The sequence below is a fragment of the Paenirhodobacter sp. genome (genome assembly GCF_047600745.1).
Lineage (GTDB): Bacteria > Pseudomonadota > Alphaproteobacteria > Rhodobacterales > Rhodobacteraceae > Rhodobacter.
Genome location: NZ_JASGKI010000006.1, coordinates 1 through 19,784, shown reverse-complemented (window position 1 = coordinate 19,784; position 19,784 = coordinate 1). Strand labels below are relative to the sequence as shown.

Annotated in this window: 15 protein-coding genes and 2 pseudogenes; 2 read left to right on the top strand and 15 right to left on the bottom strand. The window is 68.5% G+C overall.

Going from position 1 to position 19,784, the window contains the following annotated elements; translation table 11 throughout:
* Nucleotides 1-25: 25 nt before the first annotated feature.
* The 8 genes and pseudogenes from QM789_RS19180 to QM789_RS19145 form a co-directional block, all read right to left on the bottom strand.
* Nucleotides 26-511 carry a hypothetical protein gene (locus QM789_RS19180; protein ID WP_420353454.1) on the bottom strand — a complete coding sequence of 162 codons (486 nt, stop codon included), beginning with the start codon at nucleotides 509-511 and terminating at the stop codon, nucleotides 26-28.
* Between the two features lie 201 nt (nucleotides 512-712).
* A complete protein-coding gene (locus QM789_RS19175) occupies nucleotides 713-1,849 on the bottom strand; it encodes a YncE family protein (RefSeq protein ID WP_420353453.1) in 1,137 nt (378 codons plus the stop codon).
* 4 nt (nucleotides 1,850-1,853) lie between these two features.
* Nucleotides 1,854-2,153, bottom strand: a complete 300-nt coding sequence (locus QM789_RS19170; protein WP_420353452.1) for a DUF3325 domain-containing protein — start codon at nucleotides 2,151-2,153, stop codon at nucleotides 1,854-1,856.
* Nucleotides 2,150-3,603: pseudogene (locus tag QM789_RS19165) on the bottom strand (PepSY-associated TM helix domain-containing protein). The gene QM789_RS19170 and the pseudogene QM789_RS19165 overlap by 4 nt, the downstream one beginning before the upstream one ends.
* A gap of 83 nt (nucleotides 3,604-3,686) precedes the next feature.
* Nucleotides 3,687-3,962, bottom strand: a complete 276-nt coding sequence (locus QM789_RS19160) for a DUF3649 domain-containing protein (RefSeq protein WP_420353451.1) — start codon at nucleotides 3,960-3,962, stop codon at nucleotides 3,687-3,689.
* On the bottom strand, nucleotides 3,962-6,346 hold the full coding sequence (locus QM789_RS19155) for a TonB-dependent siderophore receptor (RefSeq protein WP_420353450.1): 2,385 nt from the start codon (nucleotides 6,344-6,346) through the stop codon (nucleotides 3,962-3,964). The genes QM789_RS19160 and QM789_RS19155 overlap by 1 nt, the downstream gene beginning before the upstream one ends.
* A 103-nt stretch (nucleotides 6,347-6,449) precedes the next feature.
* Nucleotides 6,450-7,361, bottom strand: a complete 912-nt coding sequence (locus tag QM789_RS19150; RefSeq protein ID WP_420353449.1) for a FecR family protein — start codon at nucleotides 7,359-7,361, stop codon at nucleotides 6,450-6,452.
* Between the two features lie 81 nt (nucleotides 7,362-7,442).
* Nucleotides 7,443-7,958 (bottom strand): RNA polymerase sigma factor, encoded by a 516-nt coding sequence (locus QM789_RS19145; RefSeq protein ID WP_420353448.1) that lies wholly within the window; start codon nucleotides 7,956-7,958, stop codon nucleotides 7,443-7,445.
* On the opposite strand from QM789_RS19145, the pseudogene QM789_RS19140 reads away from it, so the two are divergent.
* Both QM789_RS19140 and QM789_RS19135 read left to right on the top strand, forming a co-directional pair.
* Nucleotides 7,943-9,772: pseudogene (locus QM789_RS19140) on the top strand (TonB-dependent siderophore receptor); the annotation flags it as partial. The gene QM789_RS19145 and the pseudogene QM789_RS19140 sit on opposite strands and share 16 nt — an antisense overlap.
* A gap of 94 nt (nucleotides 9,773-9,866) precedes the next feature.
* Nucleotides 9,867-10,322 carry a TonB-dependent receptor domain-containing protein gene (locus tag QM789_RS19135; protein ID WP_420353447.1) on the top strand — a complete coding sequence of 152 codons (456 nt, stop codon included), beginning with the start codon at nucleotides 9,867-9,869 and terminating at the stop codon, nucleotides 10,320-10,322.
* Nucleotides 10,323-10,487: 165 nt separating this feature from the next.
* Here the strand turns inward: QM789_RS19135 and QM789_RS19130 are convergent, their stop codons facing one another.
* The 7 genes from QM789_RS19130 to QM789_RS19100 all read right to left on the bottom strand — a co-directional run.
* Nucleotides 10,488-12,458 carry a MacB family efflux pump subunit gene (locus QM789_RS19130; RefSeq protein WP_420353446.1) on the bottom strand — a complete coding sequence of 657 codons (1,971 nt, stop codon included), beginning with the start codon at nucleotides 12,456-12,458 and terminating at the stop codon, nucleotides 10,488-10,490.
* Nucleotides 12,455-13,633, bottom strand: coding sequence for an efflux RND transporter periplasmic adaptor subunit (locus QM789_RS19125; RefSeq protein WP_420353445.1), 1,179 nt, complete (start codon nucleotides 13,631-13,633; stop codon nucleotides 12,455-12,457). The genes QM789_RS19130 and QM789_RS19125 overlap by 4 nt, the downstream gene beginning before the upstream one ends.
* A gap of 104 nt (nucleotides 13,634-13,737) precedes the next feature.
* Nucleotides 13,738-14,853: a metallopeptidase TldD-related protein gene (locus tag QM789_RS19120; RefSeq protein ID WP_420353444.1), complete on the bottom strand. Its 1,116-nt coding sequence runs from the start codon at nucleotides 14,851-14,853 to the stop codon at nucleotides 13,738-13,740.
* A gap of 252 nt (nucleotides 14,854-15,105) precedes the next feature.
* Entirely contained in the window at nucleotides 15,106-16,779 is a 1,674-nt protein-coding gene (locus QM789_RS19115) for a TldD/PmbA family protein (protein WP_420353443.1), read from the bottom strand.
* A gap of 25 nt (nucleotides 16,780-16,804) precedes the next feature.
* Nucleotides 16,805-18,502, bottom strand: a complete 1,698-nt coding sequence (locus QM789_RS19110; RefSeq protein ID WP_420353442.1) for a hypothetical protein — start codon at nucleotides 18,500-18,502, stop codon at nucleotides 16,805-16,807.
* Between the two features lie 13 nt (nucleotides 18,503-18,515).
* A complete protein-coding gene (locus QM789_RS19105) occupies nucleotides 18,516-19,124 on the bottom strand; it encodes a DUF4159 domain-containing protein (RefSeq protein WP_420353441.1) in 609 nt (202 codons plus the stop codon).
* On the bottom strand, nucleotides 19,121-19,784 hold a 664-nt coding region (locus QM789_RS19100; protein WP_420353440.1), incomplete at its 5' end, for a hypothetical protein. The genes QM789_RS19105 and QM789_RS19100, both read right to left, overlap by 4 nt.

The following is a 19,784-nucleotide window of genomic DNA, read 5'->3' as shown; positions in this document are numbered from 1 at the left end:
GCGCGATGGGCCGCGAAACCGGCTGTCAGGTCGTCTCGCGCGGCATCGCCCCGATCCGCGCCGCGCGGCCCCCCTGTTCGCGCAGGATGTCCATCGTCTGCTGACAGACGGGATCGTCGGCCTTGAGCGGATCGGCGATGCGCCGTTCCAGCAGGCCGAGGCTGGCGGGTTTGCGGGGCAAGGCCGCGCGCAGCGTGATCGTGCCGACAGGGCGGTTCGACAGCATGAACATTTCCAGCCGAACCCCCTGATAGCCGGTTGCCATGCTGAAGCGCGCGGCCCCTCGGTCAAGCCGATAGACCACGATCTGCCCCGCGCTCCCGACCGGCCTGCCCGGGGAGAACGCCCCGATCTCCCTCCGGGCCAGCATCCAGCGCAGCATGATCTCCGGGGCGGCGCGGAGCACCTCGGGCAGATCCCCGGGTGTGCCGATCCTGACCGGCAGGAACGCGGTGTCGAGGCACCGCCACTGGCTGGTCGTCGGGGTGTGGAACATAAGCAGATAGCGCATCGTCAGCATGCCCGTATATTATCATTGTCGCTGGCCTCATGGCTTGGCGCTGATCTAGGTGCGCCATGGGCAGCGAACAAGGCCGGGCCGGGAGGCATGCGCGGCAACCCGCCCGGAGGTCCGATCCCCGCCGATCGCCCGGGATCGGGCACCCCCCGCACACCGAAGCGGGCGGCGCCATCGCCCCGCCCGCCCCGCCGGTCACAGACCGATGCGCAGGACGCTTTCGGGCGCACCCTTCGCCGCATCCTCGCCGTTCTTCACGGTGACGAACAGCGCCCCGCTTGCGGGATCCAGAGCGAGGCTGTTCGGATGCGCAGGCAGCGCGATCTTTTCCAGGAGCGCATAGCTTTCGGTGTCGAACACGCTCACTGTGCCCTCGCCGCGATTGGTGACATAAAGGCGCTTGCGCGCGGCGTCGAACAGCGGCGCGATCGGGCCTTCGCCGGTGGGCAGGGCGCGGATCGTGCTGCCATCGGCGGCCTTCAGCACCAGCACCAGATTGCCCGCGCCCTTGACCTTGTAATCCGGCACGGCTTTCGCGCGCATGCCGTCGATGCGCGGATGGCCCTCGTCCGTCGCGAAGATCCGCCCGCCCGCAGGATCGGGCGCGAGGTTCAGAAGCTGATCGCCCGAGGTCTCCACCTTGCCCAGAACCTCAAGGCTGCCGGTATCGACGGTATAAAGCGCGCCCTGCATGTTCGAGACGTAAAGCCGCCCCGCGCCGGGATCCAGCGCGATGCCCGTGGCGACAAAGCCGAACCCGGGCACGACCTTCTCGACCTGCATCGCCTTGGTATCGGCGACATAAAGCACGCTGTCCTCGAAGGTCAGGCCGGGCGCATAAAGGCGGTTGCGCGCGGGGTCGAGCACCAGTTCGCGCAGGTTGTAGGCGGGCCGCTCGGTGCCGTCTTCGCCCTTCACCTTCTCGGCCAGGCGGATCTTGCCGATCACCTTGTTCGCCGCGATGTCGATGACATGAACCGCGCCGTCCATGGTATCGCCCGCATAAAGCCGCCCCGCCGCATCATCGAGCGCAAGGCCGAAGCCCCGGCCCTCCAGCGCGATCTCGGCCTCCACCTTCAGCGTGCGCGGATCGAGGCGCAGGATCTTCGAGGGCGGCGCATCATCGCCAAACCCTCCGGCAGAGGCCACGAACAGCGCCTTCTGCCCGGCCGAATAGGCCAGTTCGTAAAGCGCCGGGGCGATTTCGGCGCGCAGCGCGCGGGCATCGGTGGCGACGGCGGGCGTTGCAGGCACCTCGGCCAGAACGGCAGTGCCCCCCATCAGCGCGGCGACAAGCGCGGCACTCAGGCCCAGACGGTGGAAACGACGCATGTGTTCATCCTTCGGTTGATGTGAAACGAAACGGCCAGCGCAGCCGCAGCAGCAGGCCGGCAAAAACCAGCGCGGCGGCGAGGCTGATATGCCCGGTCCAGGCGACCAGCCCGAAACCCGTGCCAAGCCCCCCCACCGCCACCGGCAGCGCCAGCCCGATCAGACCCCAGCCCAGCCAGCGCAGCGCCCGCGTCCGCCCCGGCATCAGCAGATGGCCGAACTGGTCGCGCTGATGACGCTCCATCGACAGGGCGAGCCCGGCGAAACCGGCGAGCGCGAGCAGCAGAACGGCAAGATGGGTCATGCGGCCTCGCTCAGCGCCGGGGCAGCGCGGCGCTTTTTCGGTTGCGGGGGTTTGTGGCGGGCGGTGCGGCGGGCGATCTCGACACTCGACAGCGCAAGGACCAGCAGCGTCAGGTCGAACCCGGCAAACAGGAAATCCCCCCGCGCCAGACTGAACGGCAGCCCGCGCGCCGTCGTCAGCAGGTTCAGCACCGGCAACAGCGCCAGCACCGCGCCGGTGGCCAGAAACTGTTCCACCCAGGCCCGTTTCGGCGGGCGCAGCACCGCATGGACCAGCGCCGCGGCCCAGAGCAGGAAGACCACATGGACCTCCCACTCCTTCCGCCCCGCCATGTCCAGCGGCAACAGCCGGTTCGCCCAGAGCATCCCCGCCATCGCCAGCGGCAGCCCGGCGATGGTGGCGATGTTCAGCCGCTCGACCAGCCGGAAACCGAAATGGAGCGGCCGCGCGCGCCGCTTCACCGTCCACAGCACCAGCCCGGAGCCGACCATCGCCGTCCCCGCCAGACTGACGAGGAAATAAAGCCACCGCGTCGCCAGATCGGCGAACCGGCCCATGTGCAGGCCATACAGCACGCCCTGCGTTTCGGCGGCGGGGCCGGAGTGTTCCTTCGCCGTGATCAGCGCGCCGCTGACGCCATCGAACAGCAGATAGCGCGGGGTTGTGGAAACCCGCGTCTCCTGCGCCTGCGCGATGGCGATCTGCGCGCCCGCATCGCCCGGATTGTTGACCTGTATCCGCCCGACGGTGCCGGTGCCCCACCGCGCCTCGGCCTGCGCGACGAGGGGCGCAAGGGCGGTGAGGGGCGCGGCCTCGCCCTTCGGCGGCGGCGCGGGCAGGAAGAAGCGCATCTCGTTCGTGACCGCCGCGCGCTCGGCGGGCGTGGGCAGGGTTTGCAGCCCCCAGGGCATATACATCACCATCAGCGTGATCAGCCCGCTGTAGGTCACCATGAAATGGAACGGCAGCCCCAGCACCGACAGCGCCGCATGCCCGTCAAGCCAGGACCGCTGCCCCTTGCCCCAGCGGAAGGTGAAGAAATCGGTGAAGATCTTCTTATGCGTGATCACGCCGCTGATGATCGCGACCAGCATGAACATGGCGCAGATCCCGGCGATCCAGCGGCCCCAGAGCGGCGACATGTAATGCAGGTTGAAGTGGAAGGCATAGAAGAAATCCCCGCCCTGCGTGTCCCGCGCCGAAAGCCTGCCGCCGGTCCGCGGATCGAAGAGGCCGTTGCGGAACCCCCTCCCCTCGCGCCAGAAGGCCGAGGCCGCCGGGTTGCGCGCGGTGGGCAGGGTGATGCTCCATGTCGTCGCGCCGGGGGGAGCGCATCGGCCACCCGCTGCGCCACCTCGGGCGCCATCGGCGCGGAGGCGGCGGGCAGTTCGGGCCGCATCCAGGCAGAGATTTCCTCGCGGAAATAGCTCACCGTGCCGGTCAGGAACATCGCATAAAGGATCCACCCGACCAGAAGCCCGGTCCAGATATGCAGGTCCGACATCGTTTGCCGGATGCCGCGCGGCTTCGCGCTCATGCCAGCCCCCAGACAGCGCACAGCCCCAGCCCGGCCAGCGCCAGCCCCGCCCAGGCCCGCCGGGCCGAGCGCACGGCAAAGACCCAGACCACCGCGCCCGCATAGACCAGAAAGCTCAGCAGCATTCCGGTGAACACCGCCTCCGTCCCCCGCATCGGCAGCGCGAGCGCCGCGACCGAGGTCAGCGCCGCCAGCGCATAGCCCCCGAACAGCGCCGCGACGATGCGCGACGCCACCGGACCATGCGCCCTGATCTGTTGCCCGACCGCCATCAGAACGCCATCGTCGCCGAAAGCAGGAACGTCCGCGGCGCGCCAAGGCCGCTGAACAGCGTCGTCGCCCAATAGGCCTTGTCGGTGACATTGGTCAGGCTGGCCTTCACCGTCAGCGGCCGGTCCTGCACCGTGGTGACATAGCGCGCGCCAAGGTCATAGACCGTGCGCCCGCCGATCGACAGCGTGTTATCCGCGTTGATATACTGCTTCGACATATAGGTGGCGTTGCCGATCAGCGTCAGCCCCTCGACCGAGGGCAGATCCCATTCCGCGCCCAGCTTGGCCTGAACCTTCGGCATCCCCGTCGCCATCTTGCCCTGATTGACGCCGCCCGCCGTGCGGGTCAGCTCCGGCTCGACATAGCCCAGCCCCCCCATCAGCCGCAGGTCCGGCCGCAGCGCGCCGACCACCGACCATTCCGCGCCCCGGTTGCGCTGCTCGCCGCCGAAGGAGAAGACGTTGGTGATCGGGTCGGTGTAGCTGCTGGGCTTGCGGATCTCATACAGGCTCAGGGTCTGGATCAGGCTGCCCATGTCCCATTTCGCGCCGATCTCCTTTTGCCGGGTCTTGTAGGGGGCAAAGACCTCTCCGGCGTTTTCCGCCGTCGCCGGGGCGGTCGCGCCCGCGCTCAGCCCCTCGATGTAATTGGCATAGATCGAGACCTGATCCGTCAGCCGCCAGTTCGCCGCAATCGCCGGGGTCGTGGCGCCGGCGTCATAGGGCGTTCCGGCGCGGCTGCCGTCCGGGTTCCAGCTGGTGGTGACCACCTTCTGCCGCCGCAGACCAAAGGTCACCTGCGCCCGGTCATCGGCAAAGGACATCGTATCGGCGAAACCGATGCTCTGCGTCCGCTGTGATCCGGTGCGGTCCAGATGCGCATGGCTGAAGCCGCGATCCACCGCCGGACCCCAGACCGGGTTGTAGATATTGGTGATCCAGTCCTGCGCCATCATGTTGCGCGCAAAGCCGAACTTGTTGTCATGGTCGTAATAGGTCGCGTTCACCGTCCATTCGTGGCGCACCTCGCCCGTCGTGAACTGCCCGCGCAGCCCGACATCCGCCGTCCTGCGGCTGTAGATCGAGCGCTGATGCGAAACGTTGGTCCGGAAATCGCCCGCCTCGTTGAAGACCTGATAGGTCGAGGCCGCCATCGCATCGAAATCGGAATGGCTGAAGCCAAGGGCGGCATAGGCGGTCACGCTGTCGGTGACGTCGAACTCACCGCGCAGGATGGCCGCCCGGTCCTTGGTGGTGGAAAAGGTCCATGGCGGGTTCAGCAGCGTATCCGTATCCGGCGCGCGCGGCACGCCGATGCCGGGCGCCAGGCTGACCCCCCGGTTCAGCCCGTCCACATGGTCGCGGCTATAATACAGATCCGCGCTGAGCCGCGCCCGCTCGCCGCGCCAGTCCATCCCGAGGGCAAACAGCCGCGTGCCCATCTTCTGGTCCTTCACCGCGCCGTCGCCATCGCGCCAGACACCGTTCGCGCGCAGGCCGAACTGCCCCTCCGCCCCGAACCGGCGGGCAAGGTCGACATGCGTGCCGATCTGCGCATCGCTCGCATAGCTCAGCGTGACATTGGTCAGCGGCTCGTCCGGCGCATGTTTCGGCACCAGGTTGACCGTGCCGCCGACCGACCCGCCCGGCGGCATGCCGTTCAACAGCGCCGAAGGCCCCTTCAGCACCTCGACCCGCTCGAACGCCTCGGGCGAGATGCGCCAATAGGGGCTGACCCCGAACAGCCCGCCAACGGAAACATCGCTGATCGCCGAGCCGAAGCCCCGGATCGAATAGCTTTCGTTGATCATCCCGGTCGAACCGGAGGTGAAAACCGCCGGGTCGGTCTTGGCGATCACCTCCTGTATGCTGTGCGCCTGCCGGTTCGCGACATAGCTTTCGGTATAGCTGACGGTGCTGAAGGGCGTGTCGAGCACCTCCTTGTTGCCCAGCATGCCGACGCGCCCGCCCGTCGCCACCTGCCCGCCCGCATAGGGGGCGGGCGTGCCGCCCGTCGCGCCGATGGTGAGCGTGTCGAGCATCACCGAGCCATCCGCCGCCTGCCCCGCCTCCGCGGTTCCGATCAGCGCGGTGCCATCGGCGGTGATCCGGAACGGAATGCCGGTTCCCGCCAGCATCTGCGCCAGCGCCTGCTCCGCGCTCAGCGCGCCATGCACCGGGCGCGACGACATCCCCCGCGCCACCGAAGCCGCCATCGACACCTGCAACCCCGACTGCCGCCCAAAGGCATTCAGCGCCGAGGCCAGCGGCTGCGCGGCAATGTCGAACCCCTGCGCCAGCACCGGCGCCCCCATCGCGGCAAGCGCCGTCGTCAGCAGCAGCGCCCTGATACGGGTCAACCCTTTGTCTTGATACGGTTTCATGGATCCGTCCCTGAGTTCTGGCGTGCATCGCGCACATGGTTCCTGCCTCAAGGACGATCAGCGCGGCGTTATTTTTCACCCCGTTAACGATTTTTTACAGAAATCAGCTTCCCGCCAGCAGCACCGTGACCCAGGGCGAGATCTGCCGCACCCGCCCGCCATAGGGATGCACCAGCGCGCGCAGGGCGCTGTCCGGGTCGCGCAGGTCGTAAAGGCCGGTGACCCGCTGACGGCCAAGCTCCGCGCTCGCCACCCGGATCCAGCCGGGGTGATAGCGGCGGATCTGCTCGACCACGGCGGAAATCGGTTCGTCATCGACGAAAATCCGGCCGTCGCGCCAGCTGGCAATATCCGCCGGGGGCACATGGCCGCGCTGCATCCGCCCGGTGCCGTGGGAAACGGTGATGCTGTCTCCGGGCGACAGGGTGGCATTCTGCGCCCCCGCAACCCGCAGCGACCCGCGCGCCAGTTCGATTTCCGTCGCCCCCTCCGACAGCCGCACGTTGAAGGCGGTGCCCAGAACCTTCGCCCGGACATCGCGGGCGGTAACGACAAAGGGCCGCTCCGGATCGGGCGCGACGTCGAAAAAGGCTTCCCCGGCCAAAAGCCGCACCCGGCGTTTCCGGCCGTCCATGTCGATCTCGACCGCGCTTTGCGCGCCAAGGCTGATGACAGATCCATCCTCAAGCGGGATCGTCCGCGTCTGCGCCACCTGCGTCAGATAATCGGCCCGCGACCACAACAGGATCCGCGGCCCCGCCAGCACCCCGACCGCCAGCAGAACCACCGCCGCCGCCGCGAGCGGCCAGACCGGACGACGCGGCGCCCTTTGCCCCATGACCTGCCATGTGCCACAGATCCGCTCCCACGCGCGGCGCTGCTCCTCCCCCTGCGCCAGCCAGTCGTCAAAGGCCGCGCGCAGCGCCGCATCCGCCCCGGGGTCGTTCAGGCGCATGAACCACTCCGCCGCCTCCTCAAGGCGGGCTTCCGGGATCGGGGGGCTGGGTCGGGTCATGCTGTCTCGCTCGCGATCTTGCTGGCTACGCTGGCTGTTCATAAGACGATCCGGGGCGGGATTTTTCTCACCGCCCCTGTTTCAATCGCGCCGGTCAAGACGCAGCGCCACCGCCACCAGCGCCTTTTGAACATAGCGCTGCGCCGTCGCGACGGAAACGCCCAGATGCGCCGCGACCTCCTCCAGCGTAAAGCCGCCAAAACGGTGCATCTCCACCGCGACGCGCACCTCCGGCGGGAAACCGGCCAGCACCTCGTTCACGATGCGGATCTGGTCGCGGATCAGCAGATGTTCCTCGGGCGTGGGGCGCTCCGCCGGAATTGCCCAGAACGGCGCCTGCCGCTGTTCCAGCCCGCGCCGCTTCAGCCGGTCGAACGACAGGTTCCGCACGATCCGATACAGAAAGGCCCGCATCTGCCCGGGCGCAAGCGCGCGCAGCCGGGCGGGGGCAAAGCGCAGGAAGGCCTCCTGCACCACATCCTCCGCCGCCTCGCGCGAGCCGAGGATCGGCGCCGCGTAATTGATCAGCGCCGCCCGGTGGGACAGATAGATCTCCTGCCGCAGGTCACCCGGCGGGGGCGATGGGGATTCGAGCATCGTGGCGCCGCCATTTCCCGACAAAAACACTCAGGCCATTAGCCCAATGCCGCCCGAACCGCAAGCACCCCCCCCCAAGCGCTCCTCTGTGCCCGCTGCGCCACAACGCGGGCCGGATCGCGCCCCCGCCCCGGGAATCCTGTTGTATCGGTGCGGCATCCGCGCCACCCGACGGGCGCCAGCGGATGCCAGCCTTTCCCCGAAACGCGAGAGAGGCCCCGATGAAACGCTTCCTTTCCCTGACCACCGCGCTTTGTGCCGGGGTCTGGCTGTTGCCCGCAACCGCCCAGGCCCAGGACAGCGAGGACGATGCCACCGTCCTCGATACGCTCGAAATCACCGCCGCCCCCGGCACCCAGACCGAGGACAAGAACAGCTGGACGACCGAATGGATGCGCTCGGCCACCGGCCTCGTGCTGAGCCAGAAGGAGACGCCGCAATCCACCAGCGTCATCACCAACACCCAGATCCGGGACCGCAACATCACCACCGTTTCCGAAACGATGGAGGCGGCCACCGGCATCACCGTTCAGGCCTACGAGAGCGACCGGATCAACTATTACGCGCGCGGCTTCAACATCGACGCCTATCAGTATGACGGCGTGCCGGTGCCGCGTGATGGTGTCTGGCAGTTCGGCGACAACAATGCCGACATGGCGCTTTACGATCACGTCGAAATCGTGCGCGGCGCCACCGGGCTGATGCAGGGCGCGGGCGAGCCGGGGGCTTCGGTCAACTTCATCCGCAAACGGCCGACCGACACATTCCTCAGCCAGGGCGCCTTCGCGCTCGCCTCGCCGCGCGGCGCGCGGGTCGAGGCGGATGTCTCCGGGCCGCTCAACGCGGCGGGCACGATGCGCGGGCGGCTGATCGGCGCGATGGATGACCGCGACGGCTCGCTCGACCGGTATCACAAGAAGAAATATGTGCTGTTCGGCGCGCTCGACATCGACCTCGGGCCGAATACCACGCTCAGCACCGGCATCAGCTACCAGAAGACCGAGGCCGACAACGTGACCTGGGGCGGGCTCGCGCCGTTCTATGCCGACGGCGGGCTGATCGACTGGCCGCGCGGCGCCAGCACCGGGCAGGACTGGACCCATGCCGACACCGAGCGCACCGAGATCTTCGGCTCGCTGGAACATGTGTTCGACAATGGCTGGACCGGGCGGGTGGTGCTCACCCATGTCAAGAACAACATGGATGCGGCGCTGGCCTGGATCTACGGCACGCCGCTGCGCGAAACCGGCGAGGGCATGGTGGGCTACGGCACGCGCTACGATGGCGGCTATAAGCAGACCAACCTGAACGCGGTGCTGAACGGCGATTTCGGCGCCTTTGGCCGGACGCATCAATTCGTGCTGGGCGCGATGGCGTCGAAGGGCGAGGGGCATTATTACGGCTACGGATCGGGCGCGACCTTCCCGGTCAACATCCGCCACATGAACGGCCGCGCGCCCGCCCCCATGCTGCTGCGCGAGCCGAACTATTTCTCCGACAGCGAGGCGAAGCAATACGCGCTTTACGCCACCGGACAGTTCAGCCTGAGCGACCGGCTGAAGCTGATCGCCGGGGCGCGGGCGAACTGGTGGGACGGAAGCCAGGGCGCGGGCGGGCCGCCGACGGCGCGCTATGACTTCGCGGCCAAGGTGACGCCCTACCTCGGCTTCACCTATGACATCGACCCGACCTATACCGCCTATGGCAGCATCACCAGCATCTACAAGCCGGGGCTGGAGCAGGACGTGAACCGGCAGTATCTGGATCCGACCTACGGCTGGAACTACGAACTGGGCGTCAAGGGCGGGCTGATGGGCGGGGCGCTTTACGTCTCGGCCGCGGTGTTCCAGACCGACCAGAAGGACGTGGCGCGCTATGTCGCCTGGATCCCCGAGGAGAACCGCAGCGTTGACCGAGAACGTCGAGGGCACCACGACCCGCGGCTTCGAGCTGGAAGCGGCGGGGGCGATCAGCGACCGCTGGAACGTCTCGGCGGGCTATACGTTCCGCACCTCGAAAGACAAGGACGGCCATAAATTCGCCGCCGATCAGCCGAAGCACACGCTGAAGCTCGCGACGGATTACCGCCTCGGCGACAGGCTGACGCTCGGCGGCGCGATGCGCTGGCAGACCGGCACCGACAGCATGGACTTCGCCTCGGATGTGGAACAGCCGAACGTGCATCAGGGATCCTATGCGGTCTTCGACCTGAACGCCTCCTATGCGCTGTCGGAAAAGGCGGATCTGACGCTGAGCGTGAACAACATCCTCGACAGGAAATATTACGCCACAACGGGGTTCTACGACACCGTGGTCTATGGCGAGGATCGCAGCCTCGAACTGACCCTCCGCGCGCGGTTCTGACATTCGCGGCGCGGGGGGCGACCCTCGCGCCGAAGCCTCAATTCGCGGCGGTGAACCGCGCAGGGTTACGGGCGGCCCCCGCCCTGCGGGGCCTTCACCGCCACGACCAGCGCCCGGCCATCCAGGGCGCTGCTTCACGCCACCCGCCCGCGCCATGTCACCCCCCTACTCCCGCGCCAAAGCGGCAACCGGGTCGAGCCGCGCGGCGCGCAGGGCGGGCATGAAGCCGAAGGCGAGGCCGGTGAGGACGGCGCAGAGGACGGCCGTTGCGATGCCGGTCAGGGAGAAGATCACGGTGATGCCGAAGAGGAAGGCGGCCGCGATGCCGAGGCCCAGGCCGAGGGCGAGGCCGACGATGCCGCCCGCGCCCGCCACCATCATCGCCTCGGTCAGGAACTGGCGCAGGATGTCGCCCGTGCGCGCGCCGGTGGCCATGCGAATGCCGATCTCGCGGGTGCGCTCGGTCACCGTCATCAGCATGACGTTCATGACGCCGATGCCGCCGACGAAAAGCGAAATCGCCGCCGTGCCGGCGAGCAGCAGCGTCAGCAGGTCGAAGATGCGGTTCCCAGTCGCGATGGCCTCGGTGGCATTGAAGATGCGGAAATCCCGCACATGATGCGCCTCTTCCAGCGCCCTGCCGATGGCCGCTTCGGTCGCGTCGAGCCGCGCGACATCCTCGACCAGAACCCGGATCGCCGACAGGTCCTGGCGTCCGAAGACCCGCAGGCTTCCGGTCGAGAGCGGAAAGACGATGCTCTCGTCCTCGTTGTCCTCGGCCAGCGCACCGCGTTCGCGCAGAACGCCGATGACCTGAAACTGGATATTGCCGACCAGCACCGTCCGGCCGACCGCGCCGGGCGGGAACAGACGCTGCGCGAGCTTGCTGCCGATCACGGCGACGGTGGCGAGCGAACGCTCGTCCTCGCGGTTGAAGAACACGCCCTTTTCCACCTCCCACATCATCACCCGGGGGAAGTCGGTGGAAACCGCGAGAGCGGGACCGGCGACGTCCATATTGCTGGCGCGGACGGTCACGCTGCCATCAAGCTGCGGCATGACGGCGGCGACATTGGCGATCCCGCCGATCAGCTCGGCATCGCGTGCGAGCAGGCGCCCCGGCGGGCCGCGGCTGTCCTCGCCACCCGGCACAACGAAGAGGCGGCTCGCGCCGAAGACCGAAATCTCGCCGATCACCGATTGCTTCACCCCCTGCCCGATCGCCAGCAATGCGATCACCGAGGCAATGCCGACGACGATGCCGAGCAGGGTGAGCCCCGTTCGGACCGGACTTGCGAGCAGCGCCCGCCCGCCGGACCGCACCGCCTCGCGCAGATCCGACAGGATCGGTGCCGAACCCATTGGCATCGACGGTGGTGTGCCCTCGCCGGTCAGGCCATCCGGTGGCATGGTCCCGCTGTCCGTCACGATCCGGCCGTCGCGGATCTCGATGGTCCGGTCGGCCTTCACCGCCACAGCCGGATCGTGGGTGATGAGGATCACGGTATGGCCGTCGCGGGCGAGCCCGGTCAGCAGATCCATGACCTGAACGCCGCTGGCGGTGTCGAGCGCCCCGGTCGGCTCGTCGGCCAGGATGATGCGGCCGCCGTTGACGAGGGCGCGGGCGATGGAGACCCGTTGCTGCTGCCCGCCCGAGAGTTCGTTCGGACGATGCACCATGCGGTCGCCGAGGCCGAGCATTGCCAGCAGACCCGCGGCCCGGGCACGGCGCTCACCGCCGGGCTGTCCCGCGTAAACGGCGGGCATCTCGACATTTTCCAGCGCGGTGAGCGACGCGATCAGGTTGTATTGCTGAAAGACGAAGCCGAAGGCCTCGCGCCGCAGCCTGGCGCGGGTGTCGCGGTCGAGCCCGGCAACATCGCGGCCCTCGAAACGATAGACCCCGCCGGTGGGCCGGTCGAGCAGGCCGAGGATGTTCATCAGCGTCGACTTGCCCGAGCCGGACTGCCCCATGATCGCGACGAACTCCCCGGCGTGGATCGTCATGGAGATACCGCGCAGCACCTCGACCTCCGCGCTGGTCCCGGCGTGATAGCTGCGGCGGATGTCGCGCAACTCGATCAGCGGCGCCGCCCTTGACCGCAGCGCGTCGACGCCCCTCTCTTCCGCGTTCATAGCGAGAACCCCACGCGTGAGGGTCCGGCTTTGCCGCTGCCCGTGCCGGTGACGATGCGCTCGCCCGCCTTCAGCCCCGCCACCACCTCCGCCGTGAACCGGTCGCGCAGGCCCAGGCGGATCTGCCGCCGCTCGACACCGCCCGCCGCCGCCACCGCGACAAAGGCGGTGTCGCCGGTCATGAACGGCTCGCCCGCCGCGTCCTTCAGCGCCGACAGCGGCGCCAGGACGACATCCTTCGCCGAGGCGGTGACGAAGGACACCTGCGCGGTCATCTCCGGCCGCAACGCACCGCCCTCGTTCTCCACATCGAACAGCGCCGCATAAAGAACCACATTGCCCGAAACAGCACCGGAGTCGGCGGTCTGGTCCGGCTTCTGCGGCGCGGGCAGGATCTGGCGCAGCTTCGCCTGCCAGCGCCGGACGCCATGGCCGAGCGTGGTAAAGACCACATCCATCCCGACCCACAGCCGGGTCACGTCGGCCTCGGACACCTCGGTCCAGACCGTCATCGTGTTCAGATCGGCGATGCGCATGATCTGCGGCGCGGAATAATTGGCGTTGAGGGTCTGGCCCTCGCGCGCATCTATGGACAGGACGGTGCCCGCCATCGGTGCGTCGATGCTTGTATAGGCGAGCGCGGCCTCGTCGGCGCGCAGCGTGGATTGCATCTGCCGGATCTGGGCGCGTGTCGCCGCGACCCTTGCGGCGCTGGTGCGCATGTCGCGGCGGCTTTCCTCAAGCCGCAGATCCGAAACCGCGTTCCGCCGCGCCAGCGCGCCGTTCCGCGCCAGTTGCGCCGCGTCGAAATCCGCCAGCGCCTGCTGCTCCTCCAGCACCGCCTCCAGCCGTTCGAGCTCGGCCCGGCTCGCCGCGACCTTCGCGTTCTGCACCTCGGGATCGAGTTCGGCGAGCGGCTGGCCCACCGCCACCTGATCGCCGACCGCGACCATCAGCCTGCGCAACTGCCCCGAGGCCTGGGCGCCAACATCGACAAAGGCGCGCGGTTGCAGCCTGCCCACGGCGGTCACGAAGGTCTCGATGTCGCCACGGTTGACCTCTTCGGTGATGAGGGCCTCGCCGCTTCCGGGCCGCAGCCATACGCTGACCCCGCCCGCGACGACGATCACCGCAAGCACCGCCAGCCGCCGGAAAAGCCTGCGTCCGGCGGTCATGGGCGGCGGATTGCTCCTGTCCAGCGCAACGGCGCTGTCGGTGTGGTGTCGGTTCATGTTGCCTGCGTTTCCAATGGGATCGCCCCTGTTTCCCCTGCCCCGCCTCAGATCGCATCGCTCAATGCGGTGAACTCGAAGTCATGGGCCCTGATCCGGGGGCAGGTGATGCGCTCCGATGCCCGTTGCGGCACGCCGAAGGCGTCGAGCCTGCTGAGGATGTAGAAGGGCGATTCCGAGAAGCGCATGTTCTTCACCGGCCGGGTGACCTTGCCCTTCTCGATCAGGAACGTCCCGTCGCGCGTCACACCCCCCAGCAACAGCGACGGGCTGTCGATCAGCACCGGATCGCTGAAACGGTGGATCCAGATGCCGCGCCGCGTGCCGGCGATCATCTCCTCCAGCGTCTGGGTCGGGCCCTTGATCTCCAGCCGCGCCTTCATCGGCTGCGGGATCACCGGCAGCTTGTGCTGGTCGGCATAGTGGGAATCGAACATCAAATTCACCAGCACGCCATCGCGCAGCCACTCTGTCCGCCGCATCATCGCCATCGGGTTGAGCGGCGAAAACGGCATCAGCGGGTCGGCCGGATCGTAAAGGAACTGCACCCGCGGATCGGCCATCCGCTCGCCGATCCGGGTGCCGCCTTCGGGATTGCTGAACACCACACCGCCGCGTTCCGCCGCGCGGGCGCTCATCACGCTGGTCGTATCGGCGCGCAGGATCATGAACAACAGCTGCGCCAGCGCTTCGGGTTCGATGATCACGGTATAGCGCCCCGGTTCCACCGCCACCGGGCTTTCGCCGCGCGCCGCAAGGTCCATGGCCCGCCCCGCCGCCGCCGCCACATCGACCCGGCGGGCGTCCTCGGTCCCCGCCCAGGCCCAGCCGGAGCCCCGCCCGGAACCTGTCCGCGCGCTGGCGTTGACCTCGCAATAGCTGCTGCGGGTGTAGCCGCCATAGCCGTTGCTGCTCATGATCAGCTTCGCCTCGAACGCATGTTTGAGCCCGGCGCTGAGCATCATCCCCGCCTGCGCCCCCTGTCTCGCCGCATCCAGCATCAACCCGGCCTGCGCCTTTGGCTGCGCCGCCTGCACCGTGGCGCCAAAGAACAGCCCCCGCGGATCCCCGAGCGGCGTCGGATCCGAGAAGCAGCAGCCCCTTGGGCACCGTCCGGATCCGCTGTTCGGCCAGCCCCTCCGCCTCGGCCACCAGCGCGGCAAGGCCCGCTTCGGAAAAATCCTGCGTGACGCATTTCGCCTGTCGGCCACCATCGAGCGAAACCTCAAGCTCCACCCCCGTCAGCGTCGTGCCGTCCATCGACAGCAATTCGTTACGGGCGATTTCGGCGTAACTCTCCTGACGGGAGATGATGCCGACCTGGGCCTCCGTCGCCTTGACCCGGCCAAGGACGAAGGCGGCGATTTTCTCGGCCTGCGCCTTGTCCGGCATGCCCTGCACGCTGTCGCTCATGCTCAGCCCCTCTTTTTCGTGTTCACGACATTGACCCGGCGCAGATGCACCGGCGGCGCGCTGACCCCGGTCTGGGACAGCATTTCGATCCCCGGATCGTCGATCACCCGCCCGAAGGTTTCGACAGACCCCGGCCCGCCAACGGCATCCAGTTCCCGCCAGAACTGCGGCGTGTTGAATTGCAGCGCGGCGCCATAGACGAAATCGCCCTTCCTGCCATCGACGATCTGGCGGATGTGGGCGGCATCGGCCTGCACGTTCAGCCCGGCATGGTCCGGGCCGGGAACCAGAAAGTCGATGTAGTAGCCGCGCTTGACGTCCCCGATCAGATCGTCCTCCGAGCGTTCCTCGGCCTCGGGCAGCAGCGCCAGGTTGGGCGATTTGATCACCGGAACCCGCCCGCCGGTATCCGCGCTACAGGCGTTCGAGCGGACCTCCCGGCCCATGCGTTCATAGGCCGTCCTGAGCGCCGGAGCGGTGGCGCGGTCGGTCAGGTAGTCGGCCACCACCCCGCCCCGGACCAGATCGAATTCCCGCGCGGCCACGCCTTCGGAATCCCAGCCGCAGGTGCCGGTCAGGCCGGCCCGGGTCCGGTCGGCCCGGACATTGAGCAATTCGCTGCCCAGCCGGAACGTCCCCAAAGCCTCCTCCGGCGGCACCGCATAGGAACCGTAATGCCCCTTCTTCACCGAACTGCGCCCCAGGGCGCGGTCCAGTTGCAGCGGATCGGCGATCGTCGGGCCAAGCAGTTGCGCCGCGGCATTGGCGCTCAGCACGATTTCATGGCGGCCGATGTCCACGGGCCGCCCCGGCGTCTTGCGCATCTCGTGCAGCGTCTCGATCTTGCGCGCCATGCGGCTGCGCAGATCGTCAAACACTTCGTAGCCATAGGCCCCGGCGAAACCCGGTGTCCGGAGAACGAACATATCGGACCGGTCGTTGCCCGGCACGCTGACGGCGGCGGATTGATCCTCCGCGGTATGGAAACGCTGCCGGATCTCCGCCCCCTCGCTCGACACGAAAATCTCCAGCGTGCGGGTGAAGGCGACATTGATCAGCGCGATGACCTGCCCCCGCTCCACCGGCGTCTTCAGCACGTCCTGCACCACATCCAGCAAAAGCTGTTCCTGTTCGCGGATCGGCACGGTGAACGGGTCGACCCGCACCGGGCTTTCCCAGCGGCCATTCGTGACCACCGGCGCAGGCGCGATCTCCGCCGCCGCGCCCGGCCAGGCCCGGGCACGCTCCACCGCCATCCGGGCCAGCGCCACCGTCTCGGCATCGCTCACCGGCAGCAGGTTCCCGGCAAAGCCCATCCGCCCGCCGACCCAGGCGCGGATGCCCATGCGCATGAAGGTGCCGATCATCGGCTGGCCGATATCCGCCCCGCCGGGCCGGTGCGCGGCGGAGGACACGGTGACATTCGGCGGCGGCGCCCAGCTCAGCCGCGACCCGTGCAGCACCCGCACATCCGCCTGAGCGGCCCCCGCCGCCCGCGCCGCCGCGACGGCCTTTTGCGCCACCACCACCAGCGCATCCGCATCGGGTTCCGGGCCGCGCAGCAGGCCCTGCGGCGTCTGCGCCCAGGCGGCGGGGCTGCGCAGGACCGGAGCCATCGCCCAGACCCCCAACGCCGCCGTGCGCAGGACATCCCTGCGGTTGAAGCTGTAACTCATCGGCTACTCCTTTCCGAGAATACGTTCACATCGCGCCGCGCAACCGGCGGCTGGCCCAGTGCAGCAGCAGGGCCAGGCAGGCCGTGGCGAAGAGCCGGGCGATGAGGTCGGGCCGCTCCGCGACCGGCGCCCCGCCCGGCCCCGCCGGGCCGAAGGCCGCGACCCATTCCGCCATGGGTGCCGGATCGTCGAGGCCGATCTGCCGAACGCCGAGTGTGGCATCGCCGCGCGGCGCCTGCGCCACCAGCGAAAGCCAACCCGCCAGCCAGTCCTGATAGCCCTGCGCGGCATCGTCTTGCGCCGCCATCGGCCAGCGCCAGAGATCGACATAGCCGCTTTGCCAGACGCGACCCTCGCCGAACCGGCGCAGGGCGATGGCGGCATTGTCGCCACGGCGTTCCAGCACTTCGGCCCCATCCGCGAGACCTTCAAGCGGCGTCAGTGCCAGATGATCGCGCGGGTCCCCTATGGGCGGGGCGCTATCGGCTGCGTTTTGCAAAGTTGCCGGTTCCGTGCGCTCTTCCACGTCGGCCGGAACCGCACCGGCGGCATCCTGCGGGGGCGGTGCATCCGCACGAGCCTCAATTTCGGCTGGGTTCTGCGCCGCCAACTCCTGCGAAGGCTGCGACTTACCGATAGCGTTCTGCTCCACTGGCATGTCGGACAAGGCAGCGGCGTTCACGGCACCTTCATCTTCGCCAGCGAACTCCGTAGCCTCGATCTCCAGGCCCATGCGAACCGCGGGCAGCAGGCCCCGCCATTGCGGCAGGGCGGCGGCTTTGCCGAAGAGCATCAGCCCGCCACCGTCCCGGACGAAGCCGGCGATCTCCTGCGCCAGATCCTCGGCGCTGTCGTCGAAGACCAGCACCGCCGCGTAGGTCTCGGTGGTGATCGGCGAGGGTTCATCCTCCGACACGACCTCGCGGTCGGGCCCAAGCGACAGGCGCATCTCGACCTGCCAGCCCTGACGCTCCAACGCGGCGGCGGCGAAACGCGGCTCCCAGCCGGCCCGGGCCAGCAGCAGCACCGGCTTCAGGGTGAGGCTGTCGTGCAGCACGGCGCCGGCATGGCCTTCGCCCGCCAGCAGCCGCAGGGCATCGGGCCGGCCCGGCCATTGGATCAACCCGCCGCCGGACTGGCCGGCGGGCAGGTCTGCGATCGGCATGCCGAGGACGCCATCCGAGGCCTGAGGATCATTCTGACCAGCAGCCACAGCCTGCCTGTCAATGGCAGCGTGACTGCCGCCCCCGGCCTCTGCGTCACCCGCTTGTTGGCCTTCTCCCGACTGCCCCTCGACCGGCGGCAGGATCAGTTCCTCGACGGTCCCACCCGGCGCCGCGACCCAGATCCGGGTGGGGTGTTTCGGATCGGCGACGGGCTCGGCGGTCAACCCCAGAGGGGTAAAGACCGGGGCGGCACCGTTCTGCCAACTCACCGATGTCCCGGTCGCGGCGATGGCGCGCAGCCAGTCGCGGGCCGCGGCATCGGGCTGGGTGTTGAGGGTCACGTCTGCCTCGTCCGGTGCAACCCGGCTCCATGTCGCCAGCGCCTGCGTCAGACCGGCCGAATCCGTCCGCGCATGGCCCCCACCCTGCGGTGAGGCGAAGACCAGCAGCCAGAGCATCGCGATGAGCGCCGCCACGGCGATCAGGTAAAGCGCCCGTTCCGCTGCACGCCGCCAGAGGGCGGCATCGTCCCGGGGTCTCGGAGGGATCGTGTTCATGGCTGGTCTCCCCTCAGCGCGTCAGGGCGTAGACGATCATGTTCACCCCGAAGAGCGTCGGATCGACCGCCAGAAACCGCTTGCTGTCCGGGCGCATGTCCCATTCCGAAGAATAGTCCTTGTTGCTGTAGAGCAGCCCGATGCGGCCATTGCGACGGATCGCCCAAAGCTCCTCATGCACCAGCTGGTCGCCCCAGCCGTTCAGCTCGTGGCTGGTGTTGGGCGGGCCGTTCTCGTAGCTAAAGAAGCAGCGATAGAGCTCGTCACCATTCGGAACCTTCTCCAGCGGCCCGAAGGTGCGGAGGATCTCCTCGGTGGCGGTCTGGTGGAACACGCCCTCGATGTCGTGGTTGTGGTCGTCGATGACCAGAAAGCCGCCGCGATCGACATAGCGGCGCAGGTTCTCGCGCTCGCGGTCGGTGAAGCGCACCGGCAGATGCCCGGTCAGCCACAGGAAGGGATAGTCGAAGACCTCCCTGCCGCCGAGTTCCACCACCACCCCGGCCGGGGTGGCCGGGATCCCGGTATAGCGCACCAGCGCGTCGGTGACGGCGGCAGGCAGGTTGGGGATGCTGTCCCAGTCGCCGGATTCGTACTTGGCGGTGGCGAAGGTGAAGATCACGGCTGCATCCCTTTCTTTCCGGCATGGCTCCAGTCCGGCAGGCGGTTCAGCACCGCCGGGGCGCCGACGAGTTGCGCGCGGGCTGCGCGCAGGTGGTCGAGGGCGCGCGCTCGTGCCCGCTCCTGCCCGGCCTCGCCTTCGCTGCGCAGAGCCGCCAACGCCTGTTCCAGCGGCGGCGCGGCGGCGGGTCCGTCGCGCAGGGCCTCGATGCGCAGGAGCGTCAGCGCCTCGACGGCGCGTTCACGATCAAAGGCCAGCAGGCGCAGCGCCGCGTCGACCTGCCCGGCGAGCCTGTCGCGCGGGGCGGGGTCGATCCCGGCGGGCTGGCGGGGGCCGATGGAAACCACCTCCTCGCCGGTCATGCGAACCTTGTCGATCTCGACATGGGCGCCCTCGGCCTGGCCGCGCAGGTAATACTTCGCGGCATTGCTCCAGAGCTTCAGCGCCTCATGTGCGCGGCGCAGCGGCGGCAGCGCCTCGCCGGTCTCGGCCACCGCGAGCGCGCGGCTGCCCTCCCACATCGCCGCCTGGGCGTCGAGCAGCAAAGGCGGCACCGGGAAGCGCCCGCCCTCGCCGATCTCCTCGACGAATCCGTCGATCTTGCCGCGGATATCCGTGGCATGCGCGGCGAGCGGCATCGCTTCCTCGACAAAGGCGTCA